Origin of the sequence: Pedobacter sp. N23S346, assembly GCF_048515415.1 — a bacterium.
Classification (GTDB): domain Bacteria; phylum Bacteroidota; class Bacteroidia; order Sphingobacteriales; family Sphingobacteriaceae; genus Pedobacter.
In genome coordinates this window covers 97328-114724 of sequence record NZ_JBLYEE010000010.1, presented here as the reverse complement: position 1 = coordinate 114724, position 17397 = coordinate 97328, and the positions used below count along the sequence as shown (strand labels likewise).

Here is a 17397-nt window from a genome sequence, read left to right as displayed (position 1 = left end):
GTGTACATTTGAAGAGATTAAATTCAGTTACAACTAAGCTCTATCGCCATGATTGTTAGTGCCAGAATAGAACACCATCAGGATTTTCTTTTTAAGGAAGAGATACCTGACAAATATATAGCCGCGCATCGACTGTCTGAAAAAGTATTATCCATTAAAGAAACCCCTGCCGATATTCAAAATTATCAGTTATCTACAAACGGGCTTTTTCTTATTTACTCTGAAATGCGATTTGAAAAACCCACCCGCATACTTACAGAAATTAATGGAGAAGCCATTACCAGTCAGTTTATACTAACTAAGGAAGTTAATATTCCAGATAAAAAACAAAAGAGATATGGCTCTAGCAGGCATAATATCCGCTATATACCTTCATCAAAGCAGGCTTATGAGGTAAAACCAGATATTGATTTTATTTATTTCCTGATCGTACTCTCCAAAGATTATTACCTTAATCTGGTTGATTTGTATTCTCCTCTGCATGAGCATTTTGTTCAGGAAATGCAGAAAGGTAAAACCACTTCTTTTGGAGAAGAGGATCTGTTTGCCACGCATGAAATGCGTCATACGATCGAAGCCATCCGTTCTTCAAGACAAGAGGGGGAACTTAAAAGGCTTTTTACCGATGCCAGGATTACCGAGTTGATTCTGTATCAGCTGGAGCAGTTTAGCCAGTTTGCAGAAACCGGAAAAGAAGATCTGATTGAACGTGATATTCCAAAACTAGAAGAAGCCAGGGAAATTCTCGAACAGCAATACATTGCTCCACCAACACATAAACAACTTTCTAAAATGGTATTGCTTAATGAGTTTAAGCTGAGAAATGGATTTAAAAAGTATTTCGGGAGTACAATATATGATTATATCACAAGGCTTAGAATGGAAAGTGCCAAGCGAATGATTATAGAAGAAAGAAAAAACATGTACGAGGTGGGTATACAGGTTGGCTTTAAGCATCAGGCAAGTTTTACCAATGCGTTCAAAAAATATTACGGAATTCTCCCTAGTGATATTAGGGTTTGATTTTAAGCGTTGACTTGCGAAGTTTAGCAGGACCGTGTGATGGAAAAACTTCGCCAGTCTGCATGGATAGCTCTTTAAAACTGACGAAATTCTGCTGCGCTCAGTCCTTTGAAATTTCGTAAGTTGAAACATTGACTTGCGAAGTTTAGCGGGCAGTGTGATGGAAAAACTTCGCCAGTCTGCATGGATAGCTCATTAAAACTGACAAAATTCTGCTGCGCTCAGCCCTTTGAAATTTCGTAAGTTGAAATATTGACTTACGAAGTTTAGCGAGATAGCGTGATGGAAAAGCTTCGCCAGTCTGAATAGATTGCTGATTAAACTGACGAAATTCTGCTGCGCTCAGCCTTTTGAAATTTGATAAGTTGAAGTGTCGACTTGCGAAGTTTAGCAGGCAGTGTGATGGAAAAACTTCGCCAGTCTGCATGGATAGCTCATTAAAACTGGCGAAATTCTGCTGCGCTCAGCCCTTTGAAATTTCGTAAGTTGAAGCGTTGATTCGCGAAATTCTGCTATACTTACCCATTTGAAACTTGATAAGTTAATTTTTTTAGTTGCTCATTGAAGAGAACGCTTTCTCTTACACTCATTTCCGTTAGTTTTTCCGAGTCTGATCCATTTTCTTCTGTTTTTGTGAAATTTGTATTGAAGGTGTCGGCATCCAGAATAATTTCTTTGGGCACTACAATTGTTTTTAAACTTCTTAAATCGGTATGGGTTAATGCATGTACAGAAAAAGCAGTAAACATGTGCTGTGGAGTAAGTACTTCTGCCGGCGAGCCATCCCACCATTTTCTACCATCCTTCATCATGATAATTCTGCTGGAGTATTGTGCCGCAAGATTAACATCATGCAATACCATAATAACAATAAACCCCTTTTTTGCGAGGGCTTTGGCAATTGCCAGTGACTGGTGCTGATATTGCATATCCATATTGTTAATGGGTTCATCAAGAATGATTAAGGCCTGGTGGCTATCCCAAATCTGTGCTAATGTACGGGCCAGGTGTACCCTTTGCTGTTCGCCGCCCGATAAAGTAAGCATAGACCTTTCTGCAAAGTCATTTAACCCACAAATTTCCATGCTTTCTGCAACTGCTATTTTATCTGCCAATCCGGGCTGGTTTCGGTATTTTCCATATCTGCCCATCATCGTTACTTCATAGGCAGAAAAGCCTATACTGATCGGGTTTTGCTGCAGCAGCATGGCTCTTTTAGCAGCCAATTCTTTTCTATTGTAATCCGAAATTTCTTTACCATCAATTATAACCCTGCCAGATGACGGCTTACGTTCTCCAGAGAGCATACTCATCAAGGTAGATTTACCAGCACCGTTTGCGCCAAGAATGGTAATGATTTCACCAGATTTTGCACTAAAGGAAACATCTTTAATCAGGTACCGCTGATTTTTCTGATAACTAACAGACTCTATTCTTAACATCATATCTTAATGGGTTAATTTCTTTTTATCGCGGATGAGAATATAAAGGAATACCGGCGTACCAATTAATGCAGTTACCACGCCTATTGGAAGTTCTATAGGCTGGATGACTAATCTGGCAACCAGATCAGAAAAAGTAAGCACCAATGCGCCAAGCAGGGCAGAAGCCGGAAGTACGAATTTATGGTCTACGCCACCAATGAGCCTCACCAGGTGTGGTACGAGCAAGCCAACAAAACCAATAATTCCAGAAAAAGATACCGAGGCACCTACGGCCATGGTACATAATAAAACAACCATCGATTTGGTTAACCCCGGGTTTAAGCCAATCATTTCTGCCTGTTTTTCTCCGATGGCAAAAGCATTTAATCCCTTTGAAAAAAAAGGTAGTAAAATCATGGGAATCATTACAAATGGGATCAGGCAGCTCACATTTTGCCAGGTTGCTCCACCAAGACTGCCCAGCATCCAGAAAGTAATGCTTCGGAGTTGTTGTTCGTTCGCTAGGTAACTGATTAAACCAGTAAGTGCACCCGCCATAGCATTTATAGCAATCCCCACCAATAGCATGGTTATTACATTGGCTTGTCCATCTGTTTTGGATAAATGATACACCAACAGGGCGGCAATACCTGCACCTGCAAATGCGCCAAAAGCGAGCAGGTAATGGCCCAAAACTTCACTAAGTCCGGAAAACAGAAGTGTTTCGAAAGCGATAATCAGTACTGCCACGAATGAGGCACCAGATGAAATGCCTATTAAACCAGGTTCGGCAAGGGGATTTCTGAAAATACCTTGTATGGCTGCTCCGGAAATGCCCAAGGCTCCTCCAACCATAATGCCCATTAATACTCTGGGCATTCTGATCATCATGATAATTCCTTCATTTAATGGATTTACGGCTGGGTTGCCGGAAACACCAATAAATTTAAGCAGCACCAGATAGGTTTCTTTAAGGGGAATATTCATCGAACCTAAAGAAAGAGAAAAGCCAATAGAAAGCAGAAGGGCAAAACTTAGGGTGATATAAATCAGAAATCTTTTCATATTAATAAATTTTGGCATTTAATGCCCTGATGGCTTCTGCTAACCGGGTACTGAAGTTGATGAGCAAAGGACCATCCATCTCGATGATTTTTTTGTTCTTGCCAGCATTGGTAAATTTCACTCCCGGCATCTTTAAAATAGCATCTTTTCCGCCCAGGCTGCTTACTCCAAAATCAAACATCAAAATCACATCCGGATTGCTTTTAATTAAGGCTTCGGTAGTATAAGGCTTAAATTCATTAAATTCTTGTATTGCATTTTTGCCTCCCGCAAGCTGGATTATTGCATCTATGCTACTGCCTTTTCCCGCTACATTCATAGTACCTGTTCCGCGGGCATATATAAAGAGTACTTTCTGCAATTTTTGATTTTTTTTTAATTCATTTAATGCTTTTTTAATTTCTTGTTCGGCATTTCTGGCCACAATTTCTCCCTTTTCATTCATTGCAAGGGCGGCGGCAATCTGCCTGATAAATTTCAAGGCACCCGCAACAGAATATTCCTGCCTGATCTGCACCACCCGCACCCCCATAGATTTAAACTGCGATAAATGCGCTTTAGAAAGGTCGCCATCAGGAACAAGAATAAGATCGGGATGAAAAGATAGAATTGATTCTACAGATAGTGCCCTGTTCCTGCTCACCTTTGGTAGCCTGTTTATTGCTTCAGGGTAAACACTGGTTACATCAACCGCTACGATGTTTTTGCCGAGGCCAAGGGCAGAAACCGTCTCACTGATTGCTCCACTCAGGGTAACAATTCTTTTAGGCTGTGCAATTGCCGCAGTGATAACGGTTAACCATAAGGTCATCGTCAATATTATAATTTTTCTTCTATTCTTAAAATGCATTCATGTTCATTTTCTGTGTGGCACAAAACAAAGCTTTAATTCTTCTAAATACAAGTGTATGATGCTACCGTTGAAGTTAAATTCTAGTCTGGATGTAAGCGCCTTGTTTGTTTAACTATATGTTTATTAGTTGATTGCGTTTTTAAAATAAGATTTAAAGTAAATGTTTGATGATTAAATACAATAAAATAATACGGATAGAACAAAAGAAAATACGGATAGAACAAAAGAAAATACGGATGGAACAAAAGAAAATACGGATTGAACAAAGGGTATATGGCCACTAATGCAGATGTTTGCATTGTTCTTATTTAGAATGATTAAAAATAATAATCTTGTTGCTGATCACATTATTAATGTACAAAGCTGATCAATAATTCAACGAAACTTAAACCAATGAATAAAAATAACCGAATCTTAAACTTTAAAGCGCTGCACATTTTGTTTTGCGTTTTTATCTTATTGATATCTTCTTGTACGAAAGATGAATTAGAACCCAATGAGGTTTTACAGGATGGGAACAGTACTGTCATTTCAGATCTTGCCGGCGATACACAAGCAGCCATGGGGAATGCAACACCTGGAAAAGAGGTAAGGGCATTTTATACTTTTCTCTTCCGGTTTAAAGATCAGAAGCAAATCTGGATCAGAACCCGGGCTGATTCTGCCCAGTGGCTAAAAACCAAAGATTGGGATTTAGCTTTTACAGGGCCTTATAATAGTGAGGTTTATGTGAATGATAAAGATTACCAGTTTAATCCTGGTTATGGAGGAGTTGCGGAAAGTGCCGTTGTGATGCTGGATCGAAATTACGATGCGGTTAATCAGGCACCCACAGATCAGCTATTTAATGCCAGTACGATAACTAAAATTGGCTGGGCATCATCAGCCAGTGCTAACGGATGGTTTTTCTATAGCCTGAACACACATATCATGCAAGCAATACCTGGCCGCACTTATGCTATTCGGCTGCCAGATGGGAAGTATGCCAAATTACAATTAATTAATGCCTACAAGGGTAACCCGCCGAGTGTTACCGATCTGAACTGGCCGGCGCCATACTACACCTTTAAGTATTATGTACAGCAAGATGGAACTAAGAATTTACAAACAAAATAAATCAAAGATGAATAAAATGATTACAAGCAACAGGCTATTAAAACGGCTTTCGTTTTGTCTGATAACCATTGTTTTTTTTACCGCATGCAAAAAGGATGAGTCGGTAACTGTGGAAGAAAAGCCCGTTACAACCACCAGATCCATAGATATGGTGCCCTATTACAAGGTACAGCGTGTAGAAAACCTTCAGGTTGAAACGGATGATACCAACCCTACGGCACCTAAGCCTGAGGTGCTTTTTAGCCTCGATTTTAAAAAAGTTCAACCCACGACATTTGGTAAAACCTCTTTTTGGGATATATCTTTTAGTGGATTATATAACAGTTTTATAGGTGGAAATAATGGCGTGAATACAAATAATGCTGGTTTGGGTGGGCCAGGTATTGGGGGGGTAACCATTGTGGCAAAATCATTTGAAGAGGTGAGCGCCATACCGGCATCTACTGAATTTAAAACAGCCAGGGGATTAATCGGTACCGATGATCTGGGTGCATTTGGTGAAGGACTTGGTTGGTATTTATATGATTTCGGGGGCATTGTGGTGGGTGATGGGAGTTATGATAAGCAGCATGTTGCTTATGCCATGGGCAATACTTTCGCAATGGCTAATGGCCAAAAAACACCGACAAGAACAATTATTGTACGTACAGCTAAAGGAGATTTTGCTAAAATCAAAATGATCAGTTGCTATAAGGATGTATTTACAACGGATAAAATGATGCGGAATACACCCCACATGTTCTTCACCTTCGAATATGTAATTGTTCCGGCAGGCAGCACCAAATTTGAGATTAAATAATAAATTTTTATGAAACGACTATACCCATACATATTATTGGCATTCACAGCCATCGCTTTTTTTGCCTGTAAAAAAACAGTTGACTACGAACATCTTGCGCAGAATAGAATTACTGCATTCACTGTGGTAAACGTGAAGGATACTGTGATTCATGGCGCAATTGACAATATTAAAAACAGCATTATTGTTTACGTGCCCTATTATTATTCACTATCCGTTATAGAACCTAAAATTACTGTAGATCAGGGTGCTACGCTTACTACTCAGATTCAGCCGGTAAACATAGCCGACGATAAACAGACTTTTTCTGTAAAATCATCAATAGGTGAAGTGCGCACGTATAGCCTTAAAATTATACAGCAAAATCCACCCAGCCTAAGCTTATCCTGGCCCATGGGAAATAACGAAGGATCGCCCAATGCCACGCAAGTTTTTTATGGAAACCTGCGAAGTACGAGTGTGGCTTCGCTCGATGTAACCCTTACACAACAGGGCACGAATAAAACTTTCAAACCAGATTTAAGCAACGCGCTTATCAATTCAACACATTATGGTTTTGATGGCGATATTCTAAGTATAGGTACATTACCACCAGATTTAGATAGTGGATATTACAAGATTGATATAAGTTTCTTAGGAAACAAGGTAACAATGGACAAGCCGTTACATGTGGTATATAAAAGACCAATAACCCAATTTACGAGCAAAACGTTGAAGCAGGGTGATACTTTTATCATCATCCCGCTACAACAAACCATATTTATTGACTTTAAATCGATAACCCTCGAACTGCCTGACGGGCGTGTGATTCCTTTGATTGTTCAAAGCTATAACAGAACAAGTGCTACGATTAAAATACCTGATGATTTCCCGATTATCAAAGAATTAGACTGTCGTGCAGAGCTTAAGTTTGGCACCTGGAACGCATTTATCGCTTATCCTCAAATCACAATAGGCCCTAAATAAAAAGAAATTGACTGCTTTGTGTACAGGAGCAGCCAATAAATCAACATCATGTTTAACCTCTAAATATAATCTATGAAAAAACAAGCATCAAAAATTTCCTGACTAAGAAAAAAAATAACCCTTTATTCTATTTAAGTAGTTTCAAAAAACAAATCTGGTTCCCGGGGCTAAAAATGTATTTTCAACTTAACAGGATAAGAAATAACGGGTTAAGCATCTCTCACTAAAAAAAAATAATTATCAATTTATAAATATTATAACATGAAAAATTCAATAAAAAATATCTCAAAAGCAGTTTTTGCCCTTGCCTTATTTACCTTAGCATTTACCTCTTGTAAAAAAGAGAATGATACTGCTGCTCCTTTAAGCCTTAATGGTGCTAAAGCTTCCGTATCATCTGTTGCCGATACCATTGTTGGTCGCTGGGGTAACCCACGCTTTGGTGGTGCGGCTTTCGGGACGGTATATGCCAATATTATTACAGGAGCTCAGGATACTGTAGGGAGTATTGCACACCAGTTGTTGTTTTCTAGCCATAATAATTCAACCGTAACGCCGGCAACGGGATATACGCTAAAGTACAGAAATCTGACTACTGCATTATCCTCGATTAGTTTAACCGATACCGTAGGTGCTACGTCTGTTCCTACTTTGGGTATTGCTACAACATCAAATGCCGCAAATACCACCCTAAATGCTAATGGATGGTTAACTTATTCTACAGGAGGAACTATTGCTTCGGTTCAAAACCTGGTGATTTTTGTTACTGAAACCAGTTCAGGAGATGTGTACGCGCTTAAATTCAGCAGTGCCGTTGGTCAAGGCACATCAACTAATAATAGGGGTATTTATTACTTCGACCGCGGGCCGGTATTGTAGTTTCTAAGATAGCATAACTGTCCTTCTAGAGGTTGTATCGGCAATCAATATTCATTGATTTATCATGCAGCGTTTATCCAAAATAATGGGATTGCTGCTCAGGATGATAAACGATACAACCTCTATTTTTAAACATTAAAATAAAAAAATATGTACCATCGTTACCCTATAAAATCCCTATTGTTATGCGGCATTTGCACCCTACTTTTTTTTGTATCCTGTAAAAAAGAATACCTCAGTACACCCTATAACGATATTGAAAGCTTCATCATAAAAGATGCGCTTGGCAATAATATCAGTGCTTCATTTGTAGGTGATAGCATTTTGGTGTATTATCCGCCATTCCAGGATATTTTAAAGACAGTTAAACCAGAAATCGCGGTATCTGCAGGGGCTTCAATTAACCCGGCTTCTGGTCAGGAAATTAATTTAAAAACTGGAGAAAAATACCAGGTTACTGCTCAAGACGGCAGTATTAGAAATTACGTACTCAAACTAGCTGTTAACCAGCCTGTTCCGTTAATCGATAGAGTAAGTATTGGACGATTAGGTACTGATCTCGCGATTTCTGGCAATTATTTCATTCCAGATAGCAACCAGACCCAATTATTTTTAATCGATGAAAATAAAAAAGACCATCGTATTAATCTTGTAACAGCGTCGAGATTATGGTCTAATAGTATCCGGGTGCTGCTGCCATTAGAGGGAATGATTGATACAGGAACATACGATGTTAAATTAGTTAGCGGATTTAATACAGTAATAAAGGGACCTTATTATGTTGGTAAACCGGCACCTGCAAATGCCAAAGGTATTTACCAGTTTGATCAGGTAGGGCAACAAATTAAGGTAGGTGCCCAAATATCATTCACTTATTCGCTCCAGGCACCCTTTTCTAAATATTATTATGGAAATTATTCACGCTTGGTTATTACTATGGTTAATGACGGGAATAACGTCTACTATGCACCTATAACTGAACAAACCAATACCTCATTAAAGTTTACCTTACCAGCCAATATTAAAACAGGTTCTATTGGCAGTATTTCCATACAAAGTAAAGGCGATAAAATAAATGTTGCCGGCATTCCAATGTATACTTGGAGTAGAACATCAGCTACAACCACAACCATTATTCCCTAAATTGATTTTAAAAATAAATGCAATGAAAAAGAGAAAATTTGGTGTAAGCTGTCTGTTCTTATTAATTCTTATGGGCGCCTCTGCTTGTAAGAAGGAAAAGTCTTCATCAGCAGAAACTGGCGAAATTATTTCGCCTACCACAGGTACCCGTACCCAGTTTACGCTAGATTCTATCTTTTTATATGCTCAACAGGTTTATCTGTGGAGTGATGCGCTACCCACGTACGCTGATTTCAATCCAAGGCAGAAATATGCAGACATTAGCCCTGATATAACCGCGTTTAAGAAAGAACTTTTTGATATTTCACAGTTTAAAATTAATAAGGCAACTGGCAGTGCCTATGAGTTTCCCATTTATGCCGGGAGTGCAAAATATTCTTACCTGGAAACTGGTCGCAGTAATGGCGGTGCTACAGCGGGAGTAATCAGTTCTTCCCCGGCAGTATTGGCCAGTAAAGGGCTAACTTCTAGTGATAAAAATATTGCTTACCTCGCTTTAGGTGCTTTTCCTAAATTGAGCAGTTGCCAGGCCATTTTAGATCAGACATTTACAGAACTGGCCGTTACAAACCCTAAATATATAGTGGTAGATCTTCGCAGTAATACCGGGGGATATGTAGAAACGGCTGAATACATAGCTAATTTAATGGTGCCCAGTTCGCTAAATGGAAAGGTGATGTATATGGAACTGTTCAATGCTAAAATGCAGGCAGGGCAGGCAAGTATTTTAAGGCATCAGCCTTATCTCGATGCCAGTGGAAAAACAGTGGTTTACAATGGTCGAAATGCCACCATGGCCGATGTAGATTATACCGAGAATGGCAATACCTATCATTTTAATAAAAAAGGAAATTTAACCACTATACAGGAGGTTTATTTTATTGTATCGGGAAAAACAGCATCAGCTAGCGAATTGCTGATTAGTTGTTTGAAGCCTTATTTTAATGTAAAACTGATTGGCGAAAAAACTTACGGCAAACCTGTGGGCTTTTTTGCAATTAACATTGATCAGTATAGTGTTTACCTGAGTAGCTTTTTGATCCGTAACGCAGCAGGTTGGTCTGATTATTTTGCAGGTATGCCAGCCGATATTGCAGCGAGTAGCGTAGCCAATCCAGAATTGGGAAACCCTGAAGAGTTATGTCTGAAAGCTGCAATTAATGATATAAATGGCTTAAAAACAACGGCGAAAGTGGGGCTAGGTAATACAAAACTGATGCAGGTTAATCCGTCATCTGCGGCAACCATTATAGAAACTGCAACAGGCTTCGGTATGCAGGAAACCAGGCTAAAGTTAAAGAATAAGTAAGCTTTCAGCAGGTTAGCCTTTGGTCTTTCTACTATATGCTTTAGACTTTATAATAAACAAAACATGTTAAAACAGTCGATTATATTTTTTTTATTAATGATGTTGAATACTTTCTCCTTCGCACAAGATCGTGGCAGCGTTACTGGAGAAATAAAAGATATAAATGGTAAAGCATTACCAGGAGCAACTGTTCGCCTGGAACCAGATGGGCATACCACAGAGACAGATGGCAAGGGTAAATTTAATTATCATCAGATTTACGCTGGCGAATACCAAATCGTAGTTACGATGATCGGCTATGTGAATTACACGCAAACCATAGAAATAAAAAATAAAGAAACTACGAACCTTCAGGTTAAACTAACTGCTAAAACCGAAAACCTGAGCGAGGTAGCCGTTATGGGAAGCAATCTGCCTCCCGATAATTTGCTGCAGGTAGAACGGAGTGCCATGCCCGTAACAGTGATTACCCGAAAAACCATCGAGCTGATGGGTAGCCGCCGTTTGGATGAGGTACTGAAAGAACAAACTGGTATTGCCATTGTAAATAATATTGGTGGCGGGGCCAGATCGGTAGGGGTACAAATGCAGGGATTTAGCAGCGAATACATTATGATTCTGATAGACGGACAACCTATGGTTGGACGCAATAGTGGGAATTTTGATCTCTCCAGAATCAGTGTTTCCAATATCGAAAGAATTGAAATTATAAAAGGCGCTTCCTCTTGTTTATATGGTAGTGAGGCATTAGGTGGAGCCATCAATATCATTACCCGTTATGGCGCATTACAACCTCAGGCATCGGCATCACTGCAGTATGGAAGTTTAAATATTGCTGATTTAACGCTGGAAGGCGAAACACCGTTTGCTTCGCAAAGGGGATCAGCGAATATATCAGCTAACTATTACCGTACTGATGGTTTTAACACCAATCCAAAATATATCCAACTGGGCACAACGGCGCCACCTTATGATAATTATGCCCTGCAGGGACGGGTACGCTATCGTTTAACGCCTAAGGGGACCATCGGGATTAGTGGTCGTTATGGTTTACGGAAATCTTTCATGAGTAAGGATTTTGGATTGGGAATTGTTTCGGGCGATAGCCAGGACGAACAAGACCTGAATCTGGCCAGCACCTTCGATTATCGTTTTAATTTGGGTTTAAGGAGCATGAGCCGTTATTACTTTACCAATTTCCGTTCAGATCAAAGCGTAAACTGGCAACAAAGCAATGCAACGGTAACCGAAGATATTTTTATGCAAAATCTGCATCGTTTCGAACAGCAGTTTGCCTACAGTTTAAATGATGATCTCAAATTTACCAGCGGACTTGGTGGAAGTTTGGAGCGAATGCATGATGCTGCATTAACCAACCCGGGAACCGTTTATACCGCCTTTGCTTTTTTGCAGGGGGATTGGCAAATCAACCCTAAAATTGGTTTAGTGGGCGGACTTCGTTATGATTATACCAATGCTTATGGGAATAAAATTAACCCAAGTTTAGGGTTGCAATACCGTGTGATCCCTACGCTTACTTTTAAAGCAGGTGCAGGTACAGGCTTTAAAGCGCCAGATTTTAAATCGAGATACCTGGTTTTTTATAATCCAGCCGCAAATTACCTGGTTATTGGTAATGAGGTGTTAAGGCAAACCTTAAATCAGCTTCAGCAAGCGGGCGAAATCAGCGAGATCAGGCAATATCTGCTCAATCAGCTGGATCGCAATTTACAGGCTGAGCGGAGTACTTCCGTTAATTTAAGTTTGGAATGGAAACCCAAACCAAATATAAAAGTGGAGGCCGGGGTTTTTCATCATCAGCTGCGGAACCAGATTAACAGCATACAAGTGGCCACAGGCAGTGGAAACAGAAATATTTTTACGTATCAAAATCTACCTAAAGCGGTAAATAAAGGAGTTGATGTATCCTTATCCATTAATTTGTTTAAGGATCTTGAAATTGGAGCAGGTTATCAATATCTGATTGCAAAAGACCTCAGCGTGATTGATAGTATCAGGAATGGAAAATGGCCATACAACCAGAATATCCACGATCCGGCAACCGGGCAATCTTTTCTGCCAGGCACAGCCGATTATTGGGGAATAGAAAACCGCTCCAGGCACATGCTGAACATAAAGGCATTTTATAACTATCGCCCCTGGGATGCTAGTATCAATTTCAGGGTAAATTACAGGGGGAAATATCCATTTGGAGATAGAAATGGCAATCAGTTTATCGATCGTTATGACACCTTCGTAAATGGTTTTTTTATGTTTAATGCTGCCTTCGAGAAGAAAATTTTAAAACAGCACCTGAGTATAAGGTTCACAGCCGACAATATTCTGGATTATACCGATAGATTAATGCCTGGGCAACCAGGTAGGGTAATTCTTGCCGGAATTACGTACAGATTGTACAAAGATTAATACAAACTCAAATTAAAACTATATAAACATAAAATTATGCTCAGTACAAATATTAAAGAAGCAACAAAAGTTGCCCATCAACAATTAGAGGTTAAGGTGGTTAAAAAACTAAAGGCGGTTCGGAGTGATGCTGATTATGCAGATTTGTTAAATCACTTTTATGCCTATTTTAGTCATTTGGAGCGAGAAATAAAACCTTATATCAATACCCAGGTATTGCCAGATTATGCAGAACGCCGACACGCTGCTTATCTTAAAAGTGATATTGAGGAATTGGGATTTACTGTTGACGATTTACCCTTAACTACTGTTCCTCAAATTTCGAATACTCTGGAGGCGCTGGCTGCCCTGTATGTAATGGAAGGATCAATTATGGGTGGAAGCATTATTGTACAAATGCTTGCCAAGGGTGGTATAACCAAAGGGATATCTTTCTTTTCGGGGTACGGTGCCGAAACCGGTCAGATGTGGGGGAAATTTATAGCCGTATTAAATGCAGAAGCAGAAACAACCGCTGATGAAGATTTAGCCATTAAAACGGCTAATGCTACTTTTACTCACTTTTCGGATGTATTTACGGAAGTAAAGGTGGTTTAACATTTGCTTTAAAAATTTTTATTGGTCTCCTGGTTTAGTTAAGCTTTACTCAACCGGGAGACTATTGATGGTTAAGATTAGTGCCTTTATACAACTTAAAAATAAAACCAGGTTATTAAATGGAATAAACCATATGATGGTATTCGCCACCTAAAAAGGTTTTGTCATTTTTGATATAGAATCCAATCTTCTGATACAGTTTTAAAGCCCCTGGATTGTTTTTTTCAACCAGAAGACCAACCTGGCGATGATTTAATTCCTTTGCCCAATCTATTGCAGCATAGATTAATAGCTTCCCGATGCCTTTACCTTGTGCTTCGGGCTTTACGCTAACCGTATCGATGTAGAATTCTCCTTCTTCAGTTTCTTGCGCTACGCTTAATTTTTGAGCATTGCCCTGCGTTTCCAGATAATCTAATAATGGTTTACGAAGTAAATAGAGTTGAGCGCCATCATATGCATTTATAGCACCTAAAATTTCATCATCAGAAGTAAATACCAGTGTATTCTGATAACTGTATTGATTCTCTTTTTGCTGAAAAAAGTATTCAAATAAATTAAATATAATATCAGAATCGTTTGAATTTGCAAACTTTCCTGCCAGTTCGCCCATCGCCTGGATAATCAACGGAACAACAAATTTCGAATCAGATGGCTTTGCTTTACGGATCATTTATAAATCGCTTAAATTAAAAGTTTCCGCAACACGGATGCCTTTTTCAGTTCTTTGCAATGTGCAGCATTCATTAACCGGATCATGTTCCAGGTATAAGACATAACCATTATCTACGGCTTCTTCTAAAAACGCCTGCTTTTCCGTTAAGGTTTTTAAGGGGAACATATCATAGGCCATTACATAGGGGAGAGGCAAATGACCAACAGAGGGCAAAAGATCTGCCATGTACACAAGCGTTTTGCCTTTGTAATTGATTTTTGGGAGCATCATCGCGTCTGTATGCCCATAAGCAAAACTAATAGTAATGTCCTTTTGCCATTCTATGTTTTCTACTTCATCTATAAACTTCAGTTGCCCGCTTTCCTGAATAGGTAATATATTCTCTTTTAAGAATGATGCCTTTTCCCTGGCATTCGGTTCTGCGGCCCATTGCCAGTGCTTTTCATTGCTCCAATAGGTTGCATTTTTAAAAGCAGGTACCAACTTATCCTGATCTCTTATTACAGCACCGCCAACGTGATCAAAATGTAAATGGGTAAGGAAAACATCAGTAATGTCTGCTAAACTAAAGCCTAAGCTTTTTAAAGATTTCTCCATAGAATCATCACCGTGTAGGTAATAATGACTGAAGAACTTTTCATCCTGCTTGTTTCCAATTCCCGTATCCACTAAAATAAGTTTGTTTCCATCTTCAATCAACAGACACCGCATGGCCCAGGTACATAAATTGTTTGCATCAGCAGGATTGGTTTTTTGCCAGATCGCCTTCGGAACAACGCCGAACATCGCGCCGCCGTCTAATTTGAAAAGTCCGGTATTTATGGTGTGGAGTTTCATTTGCTAGTATTTAGTATCAAGTATTGAGTATCAGGTATCAAGTCTTTAGTATCAGGTATCAAGTATTGAATATCAGGTATCAAGTCTTTAGTATTAAGTATCAAGACGCGAGTTGGCTATCAATTTTTAAAAATACAAAAACCCTTTAGAACTAACTAAAGGGTTTCGTGTTTTCACTAAAGACTAAAGACTAAAGACTAAAGACTAAAGACTTATAAATGGATTACTTCTCCGTAGGCATCTGCCGCTGCTTCCATAATCGCTTCGCTCATGGTAGGGTGAGGATGAACAGATTTAATCATTTCATGACCAGTTGTTTCCAATTTACGGGCAACCACAATTTCAGCGATCATTTCAGTTACGTTAGCACCGATCATGTGTGCGCCTAATAATTCACCGTACTTAGCATCGAAGATTAATTTAACAAAACCATCTTTCGCGCCAGCAGCACTTGCTTTACCTGAAGCTGAAAAAGGGAATTTACCAATTTTCAATTCGTAACCCGCTGCTTTTGCCGCTTTTTCTGTATAACCTACAGAGGCAATTTCAGGTGTGCAATACGTACATCCTGGAATATTATTGTAATCTAAAGGTTCAGCATGCTGACCAGCAATTTTCTCCACACATAGAATACCTTCTGCGGAGGCTACGTGAGCAAGCGCTTGTCCGCTAACTACATCGCCAATTGCATAATAACCTTTAACCGAAGTGTTGTAGAACTCATCAGTTACGATTTTACCTTTTTCTGTTTTGATGCCTGTTTCTTCTAAACCTATGTTTTCGATATTGGCAACAATACCTGCTGCAGAAAGCACGATATCTGCCTCGATGGTTTGCATACCTGAAGCAGTTTTCACTGAAACTTTACAACCAGTGCCAGCAGTATCAACGGCTTCAACACTTGCTGAAGTCATGACATCGATACCTGCCTTTTTTAAGCTGCGGAGTAATTGTTTAGAAACATCTTCATCCTCTACCGGCACAACGTTTTCCATAAACTCAACGATGGTTACTTTAGTTCCCATGGTAGCATAGAAATAGGCAAATTCTACACCTATAGCACCAGAACCCACTACAACCATACTTTTTGGTAATTCAGGAAGAACCATTGCCTGGCGGTAACCGATAATTTTTTTACCGTCTTGCTTTAAGTTTGGAAGTTCTCTTGAGCGGGCACCTGTAGCGATAATGATATTTTTAGCTGTTAATTCTTTTTGAGAACCATCAGCACCTTTAACTTCTAATTTATTTCCTGGTTTTACTTTTCCAGTGCCCATTATCACATCGATCTTGTTCTTCTTCATCAGAAACTGAACACCTTTACTCATTCCATCTGCAACACCACGACTGCGTTTTATTACTGCCGCAAAATCTGCTGTAGCTTCTGCAGTGGTAATGCCATATTCTGCTGCATGGTTAATGTATTCAAATACCTGAGCACTTTTTAAAAGGGCTTTTGTAGGGATACAACCCCAGTTTAAACAAATACCGCCAAGTGATTCGCGCTCCACAATAGCAACTTTAAGTCCTAATTGAGAAGCTCTGATCGCAGCTACATAGCCACCCGGGCCGCTGCCTAAAACAATAACATCGTAATTCATATCTATTATATAGAGATTTGCTTTTTAATTGTTTCTTTTTTTATTGATGTAATCTTCTGATGAAGAAGTCTCTGACTGAACAGATTGGCCTCATTCAACATCTTTGATGTTTCAGAATTACATGGCTGAGCTTTTTCATTTACCCAGTAACAGCCCAAAACTAAAAAAAAAATGTTAATTGATACGGTGATTATTTAGATACTGATGTAAAAACTAAAAAATTTACTTTGAGGTTTGTTTAAAGATCATAGGCCCAGAATTATATTATTTGGTTACTCGTTCAAAATCATTATAGAAAATTTGCTTCCGCTCGTAAATTAATATCAATTATGTCAGAACACCCCACCCTTGCCGTTTTTTTAAATAAAATCTACTAAATGGCCATTAAAGTATTATTTGTTTAGTAAAATTCTCAGAAACGGTTATGGTTAATAAAGATAATTAGTGAACTATCAGTTTTATTTGATATTTACTGCATTATTTTTAAAATTTAATTGAGTTTCTTGGTAATTATTTAGTTGTATGATCAATCCTTTGATAAACTGAAAGTTAACGTGTTAAAAATAGATATGGATTGTTGAAAAGTTTTAAGATTGTTAACGTAAAATTAACATTAGATGTTAAAATGTGTTAAATTTTAATACCTACATTTGCAGCAATAAAATTCCCCTATTTATTATTC

Annotated in this window: 15 protein-coding genes; 9 read left to right on the top strand and 6 right to left on the bottom strand. The window is 38.9% G+C overall.

What is annotated here, in order from left to right; translation table 11 throughout:
• Positions 1 to 48 precede the first annotated feature (48 nt).
• Entirely contained in the window at positions 49 to 1023 is a 975-nt protein-coding gene (locus ACN1CD_RS17345; protein ID WP_419131660.1) for a helix-turn-helix transcriptional regulator, read from the top strand.
• A gap of 518 nt (positions 1024 to 1541) precedes the next feature.
• Here ACN1CD_RS17345 and ACN1CD_RS17340 read toward each other — a convergent pair.
• Genes ACN1CD_RS17340 through ACN1CD_RS17330 form a run of 3 tightly spaced genes read right to left on the bottom strand, consistent with a single transcriptional unit; the run spans position 1542 to position 4323 of the window.
• The gene (locus ACN1CD_RS17340; protein ID WP_419131659.1) at positions 1542 to 2468 is read right to left on the bottom strand and encodes a heme ABC transporter ATP-binding protein; all 927 of its coding nucleotides are present in this window, start codon (positions 2466 to 2468) and stop codon (positions 1542 to 1544) included.
• Positions 2469 to 2471: 3 nt separating this feature from the next.
• The gene (locus tag ACN1CD_RS17335; protein ID WP_419131658.1) at positions 2472 to 3512 is read right to left on the bottom strand and encodes a FecCD family ABC transporter permease; all 1041 of its coding nucleotides are present in this window, start codon (positions 3510 to 3512) and stop codon (positions 2472 to 2474) included.
• 1 nt (position 3513) lies between these two features.
• Positions 3514 to 4323, bottom strand: a complete 810-nt coding sequence (locus ACN1CD_RS17330) for a heme/hemin ABC transporter substrate-binding protein (RefSeq protein WP_419131657.1) — start codon at positions 4321 to 4323, stop codon at positions 3514 to 3516.
• Positions 4324 to 4758: 435 nt separating this feature from the next.
• Here ACN1CD_RS17330 and ACN1CD_RS17325 point away from each other — a divergent pair, with 435 nt between their 5' ends.
• The 8 genes from ACN1CD_RS17325 (at position 4759) to ACN1CD_RS17290 (ending at position 13601) form a co-directional block, all read left to right on the top strand.
• A complete protein-coding gene (locus ACN1CD_RS17325) occupies positions 4759 to 5481 on the top strand; it encodes an HmuY family protein (RefSeq protein ID WP_419131656.1) in 723 nt (240 codons plus the stop codon).
• Positions 5482 to 5488: 7 nt separating this feature from the next.
• On the top strand, positions 5489 to 6280 hold the full coding sequence (locus tag ACN1CD_RS17320; RefSeq protein WP_419131655.1) for a hypothetical protein: 792 nt from the start codon (positions 5489 to 5491) through the stop codon (positions 6278 to 6280).
• A gap of 9 nt (positions 6281 to 6289) precedes the next feature.
• Positions 6290 to 7246 (top strand): hypothetical protein, encoded by a 957-nt coding sequence (locus tag ACN1CD_RS17315; protein ID WP_419131654.1) that lies wholly within the window; start codon positions 6290 to 6292, stop codon positions 7244 to 7246.
• A 261-nt stretch (positions 7247 to 7507) separates the two neighbouring features.
• On the top strand, positions 7508 to 8125 hold the full coding sequence (locus tag ACN1CD_RS17310; protein WP_419131653.1) for a hypothetical protein: 618 nt from the start codon (positions 7508 to 7510) through the stop codon (positions 8123 to 8125).
• Positions 8126 to 8275: 150 nt separating this feature from the next.
• On the top strand, positions 8276 to 9268 hold the full coding sequence (locus ACN1CD_RS17305) for a hypothetical protein (RefSeq protein ID WP_419131652.1): 993 nt from the start codon (positions 8276 to 8278) through the stop codon (positions 9266 to 9268).
• A gap of 22 nt (positions 9269 to 9290) precedes the next feature.
• Entirely contained in the window at positions 9291 to 10577 is a 1287-nt protein-coding gene (locus tag ACN1CD_RS17300; RefSeq protein ID WP_419131651.1) for a S41 family peptidase, read from the top strand.
• Positions 10578 to 10673: 96 nt separating this feature from the next.
• A complete protein-coding gene (locus tag ACN1CD_RS17295) occupies positions 10674 to 13004 on the top strand; it encodes a TonB-dependent receptor (RefSeq protein WP_419131650.1) in 2331 nt (776 codons plus the stop codon).
• A gap of 36 nt (positions 13005 to 13040) precedes the next feature.
• The gene (locus ACN1CD_RS17290) at positions 13041 to 13601 is read left to right on the top strand and encodes a biliverdin-producing heme oxygenase (protein ID WP_419131649.1); all 561 of its coding nucleotides are present in this window, start codon (positions 13041 to 13043) and stop codon (positions 13599 to 13601) included.
• Positions 13602 to 13716: 115 nt separating this feature from the next.
• Here the strand turns inward: ACN1CD_RS17290 and ACN1CD_RS17285 are convergent, their stop codons facing one another.
• From ACN1CD_RS17285 to lpdA, 3 genes are all read right to left on the bottom strand, one after another.
• A complete protein-coding gene (locus ACN1CD_RS17285) occupies positions 13717 to 14274 on the bottom strand; it encodes a GNAT family N-acetyltransferase (RefSeq protein ID WP_419131648.1) in 558 nt (185 codons plus the stop codon).
• On the bottom strand, positions 14275 to 15114 hold the full coding sequence (locus tag ACN1CD_RS17280) for an MBL fold metallo-hydrolase (RefSeq protein WP_419131647.1): 840 nt from the start codon (positions 15112 to 15114) through the stop codon (positions 14275 to 14277).
• Between the two features lie 212 nt (positions 15115 to 15326).
• A complete protein-coding gene (gene lpdA, locus ACN1CD_RS17275) occupies positions 15327 to 16715 on the bottom strand; it encodes a dihydrolipoyl dehydrogenase (RefSeq protein WP_419131646.1) in 1389 nt (462 codons plus the stop codon).
• Between the last annotated feature and the right edge of the window lie 682 nt (positions 16716 to 17397).

Excerpts from the sequence above, each read along its gene's own strand:
- ACN1CD_RS17345 (WP_419131660.1), top strand. The coding sequence starts at position 49 with ATGATTGTTAGTGCCAGAATAGAACACCATCAGGATTTTCTTTTTAAG.
- ACN1CD_RS17340 (WP_419131659.1), bottom strand. The coding sequence starts at position 2,468 with ATGATGTTAAGAATAGAGTCTGTTAGTTATCAGAAAAATCAGCGGTAC.
- ACN1CD_RS17335 (WP_419131658.1), bottom strand. The coding sequence starts at position 3,512 with ATGAAAAGATTTCTGATTTATATCACCCTAAGTTTTGCCCTTCTGCTT.
- ACN1CD_RS17330 (WP_419131657.1), bottom strand. The coding sequence starts at position 4,323 with ATGACCTTATGGTTAACCGTTATCACTGCGGCAATTGCACAGCCTAAA.
- ACN1CD_RS17325 (WP_419131656.1), top strand. The coding sequence starts at position 4,759 with ATGAATAAAAATAACCGAATCTTAAACTTTAAAGCGCTGCACATTTTG.
- ACN1CD_RS17320 (WP_419131655.1), top strand. The coding sequence starts at position 5,489 with ATGAATAAAATGATTACAAGCAACAGGCTATTAAAACGGCTTTCGTTT.
- ACN1CD_RS17315 (WP_419131654.1), top strand. The coding sequence starts at position 6,290 with ATGAAACGACTATACCCATACATATTATTGGCATTCACAGCCATCGCT.
- ACN1CD_RS17310 (WP_419131653.1), top strand. The coding sequence starts at position 7,508 with ATGAAAAATTCAATAAAAAATATCTCAAAAGCAGTTTTTGCCCTTGCC.
- ACN1CD_RS17305 (WP_419131652.1), top strand. The coding sequence starts at position 8,276 with ATGTACCATCGTTACCCTATAAAATCCCTATTGTTATGCGGCATTTGC.
- ACN1CD_RS17300 (WP_419131651.1), top strand. The coding sequence starts at position 9,291 with ATGAAAAAGAGAAAATTTGGTGTAAGCTGTCTGTTCTTATTAATTCTT.
- ACN1CD_RS17295 (WP_419131650.1), top strand. The coding sequence starts at position 10,674 with ATGATGTTGAATACTTTCTCCTTCGCACAAGATCGTGGCAGCGTTACT.
- ACN1CD_RS17290 (WP_419131649.1), top strand. The coding sequence starts at position 13,041 with ATGCTCAGTACAAATATTAAAGAAGCAACAAAAGTTGCCCATCAACAA.
- ACN1CD_RS17285 (WP_419131648.1), bottom strand. The coding sequence starts at position 14,274 with ATGATCCGTAAAGCAAAGCCATCTGATTCGAAATTTGTTGTTCCGTTG.
- ACN1CD_RS17280 (WP_419131647.1), bottom strand. The coding sequence starts at position 15,114 with ATGAAACTCCACACCATAAATACCGGACTTTTCAAATTAGACGGCGGC.
- lpdA (WP_419131646.1), bottom strand. The coding sequence starts at position 16,715 with ATGAATTACGATGTTATTGTTTTAGGCAGCGGCCCGGGTGGCTATGTA.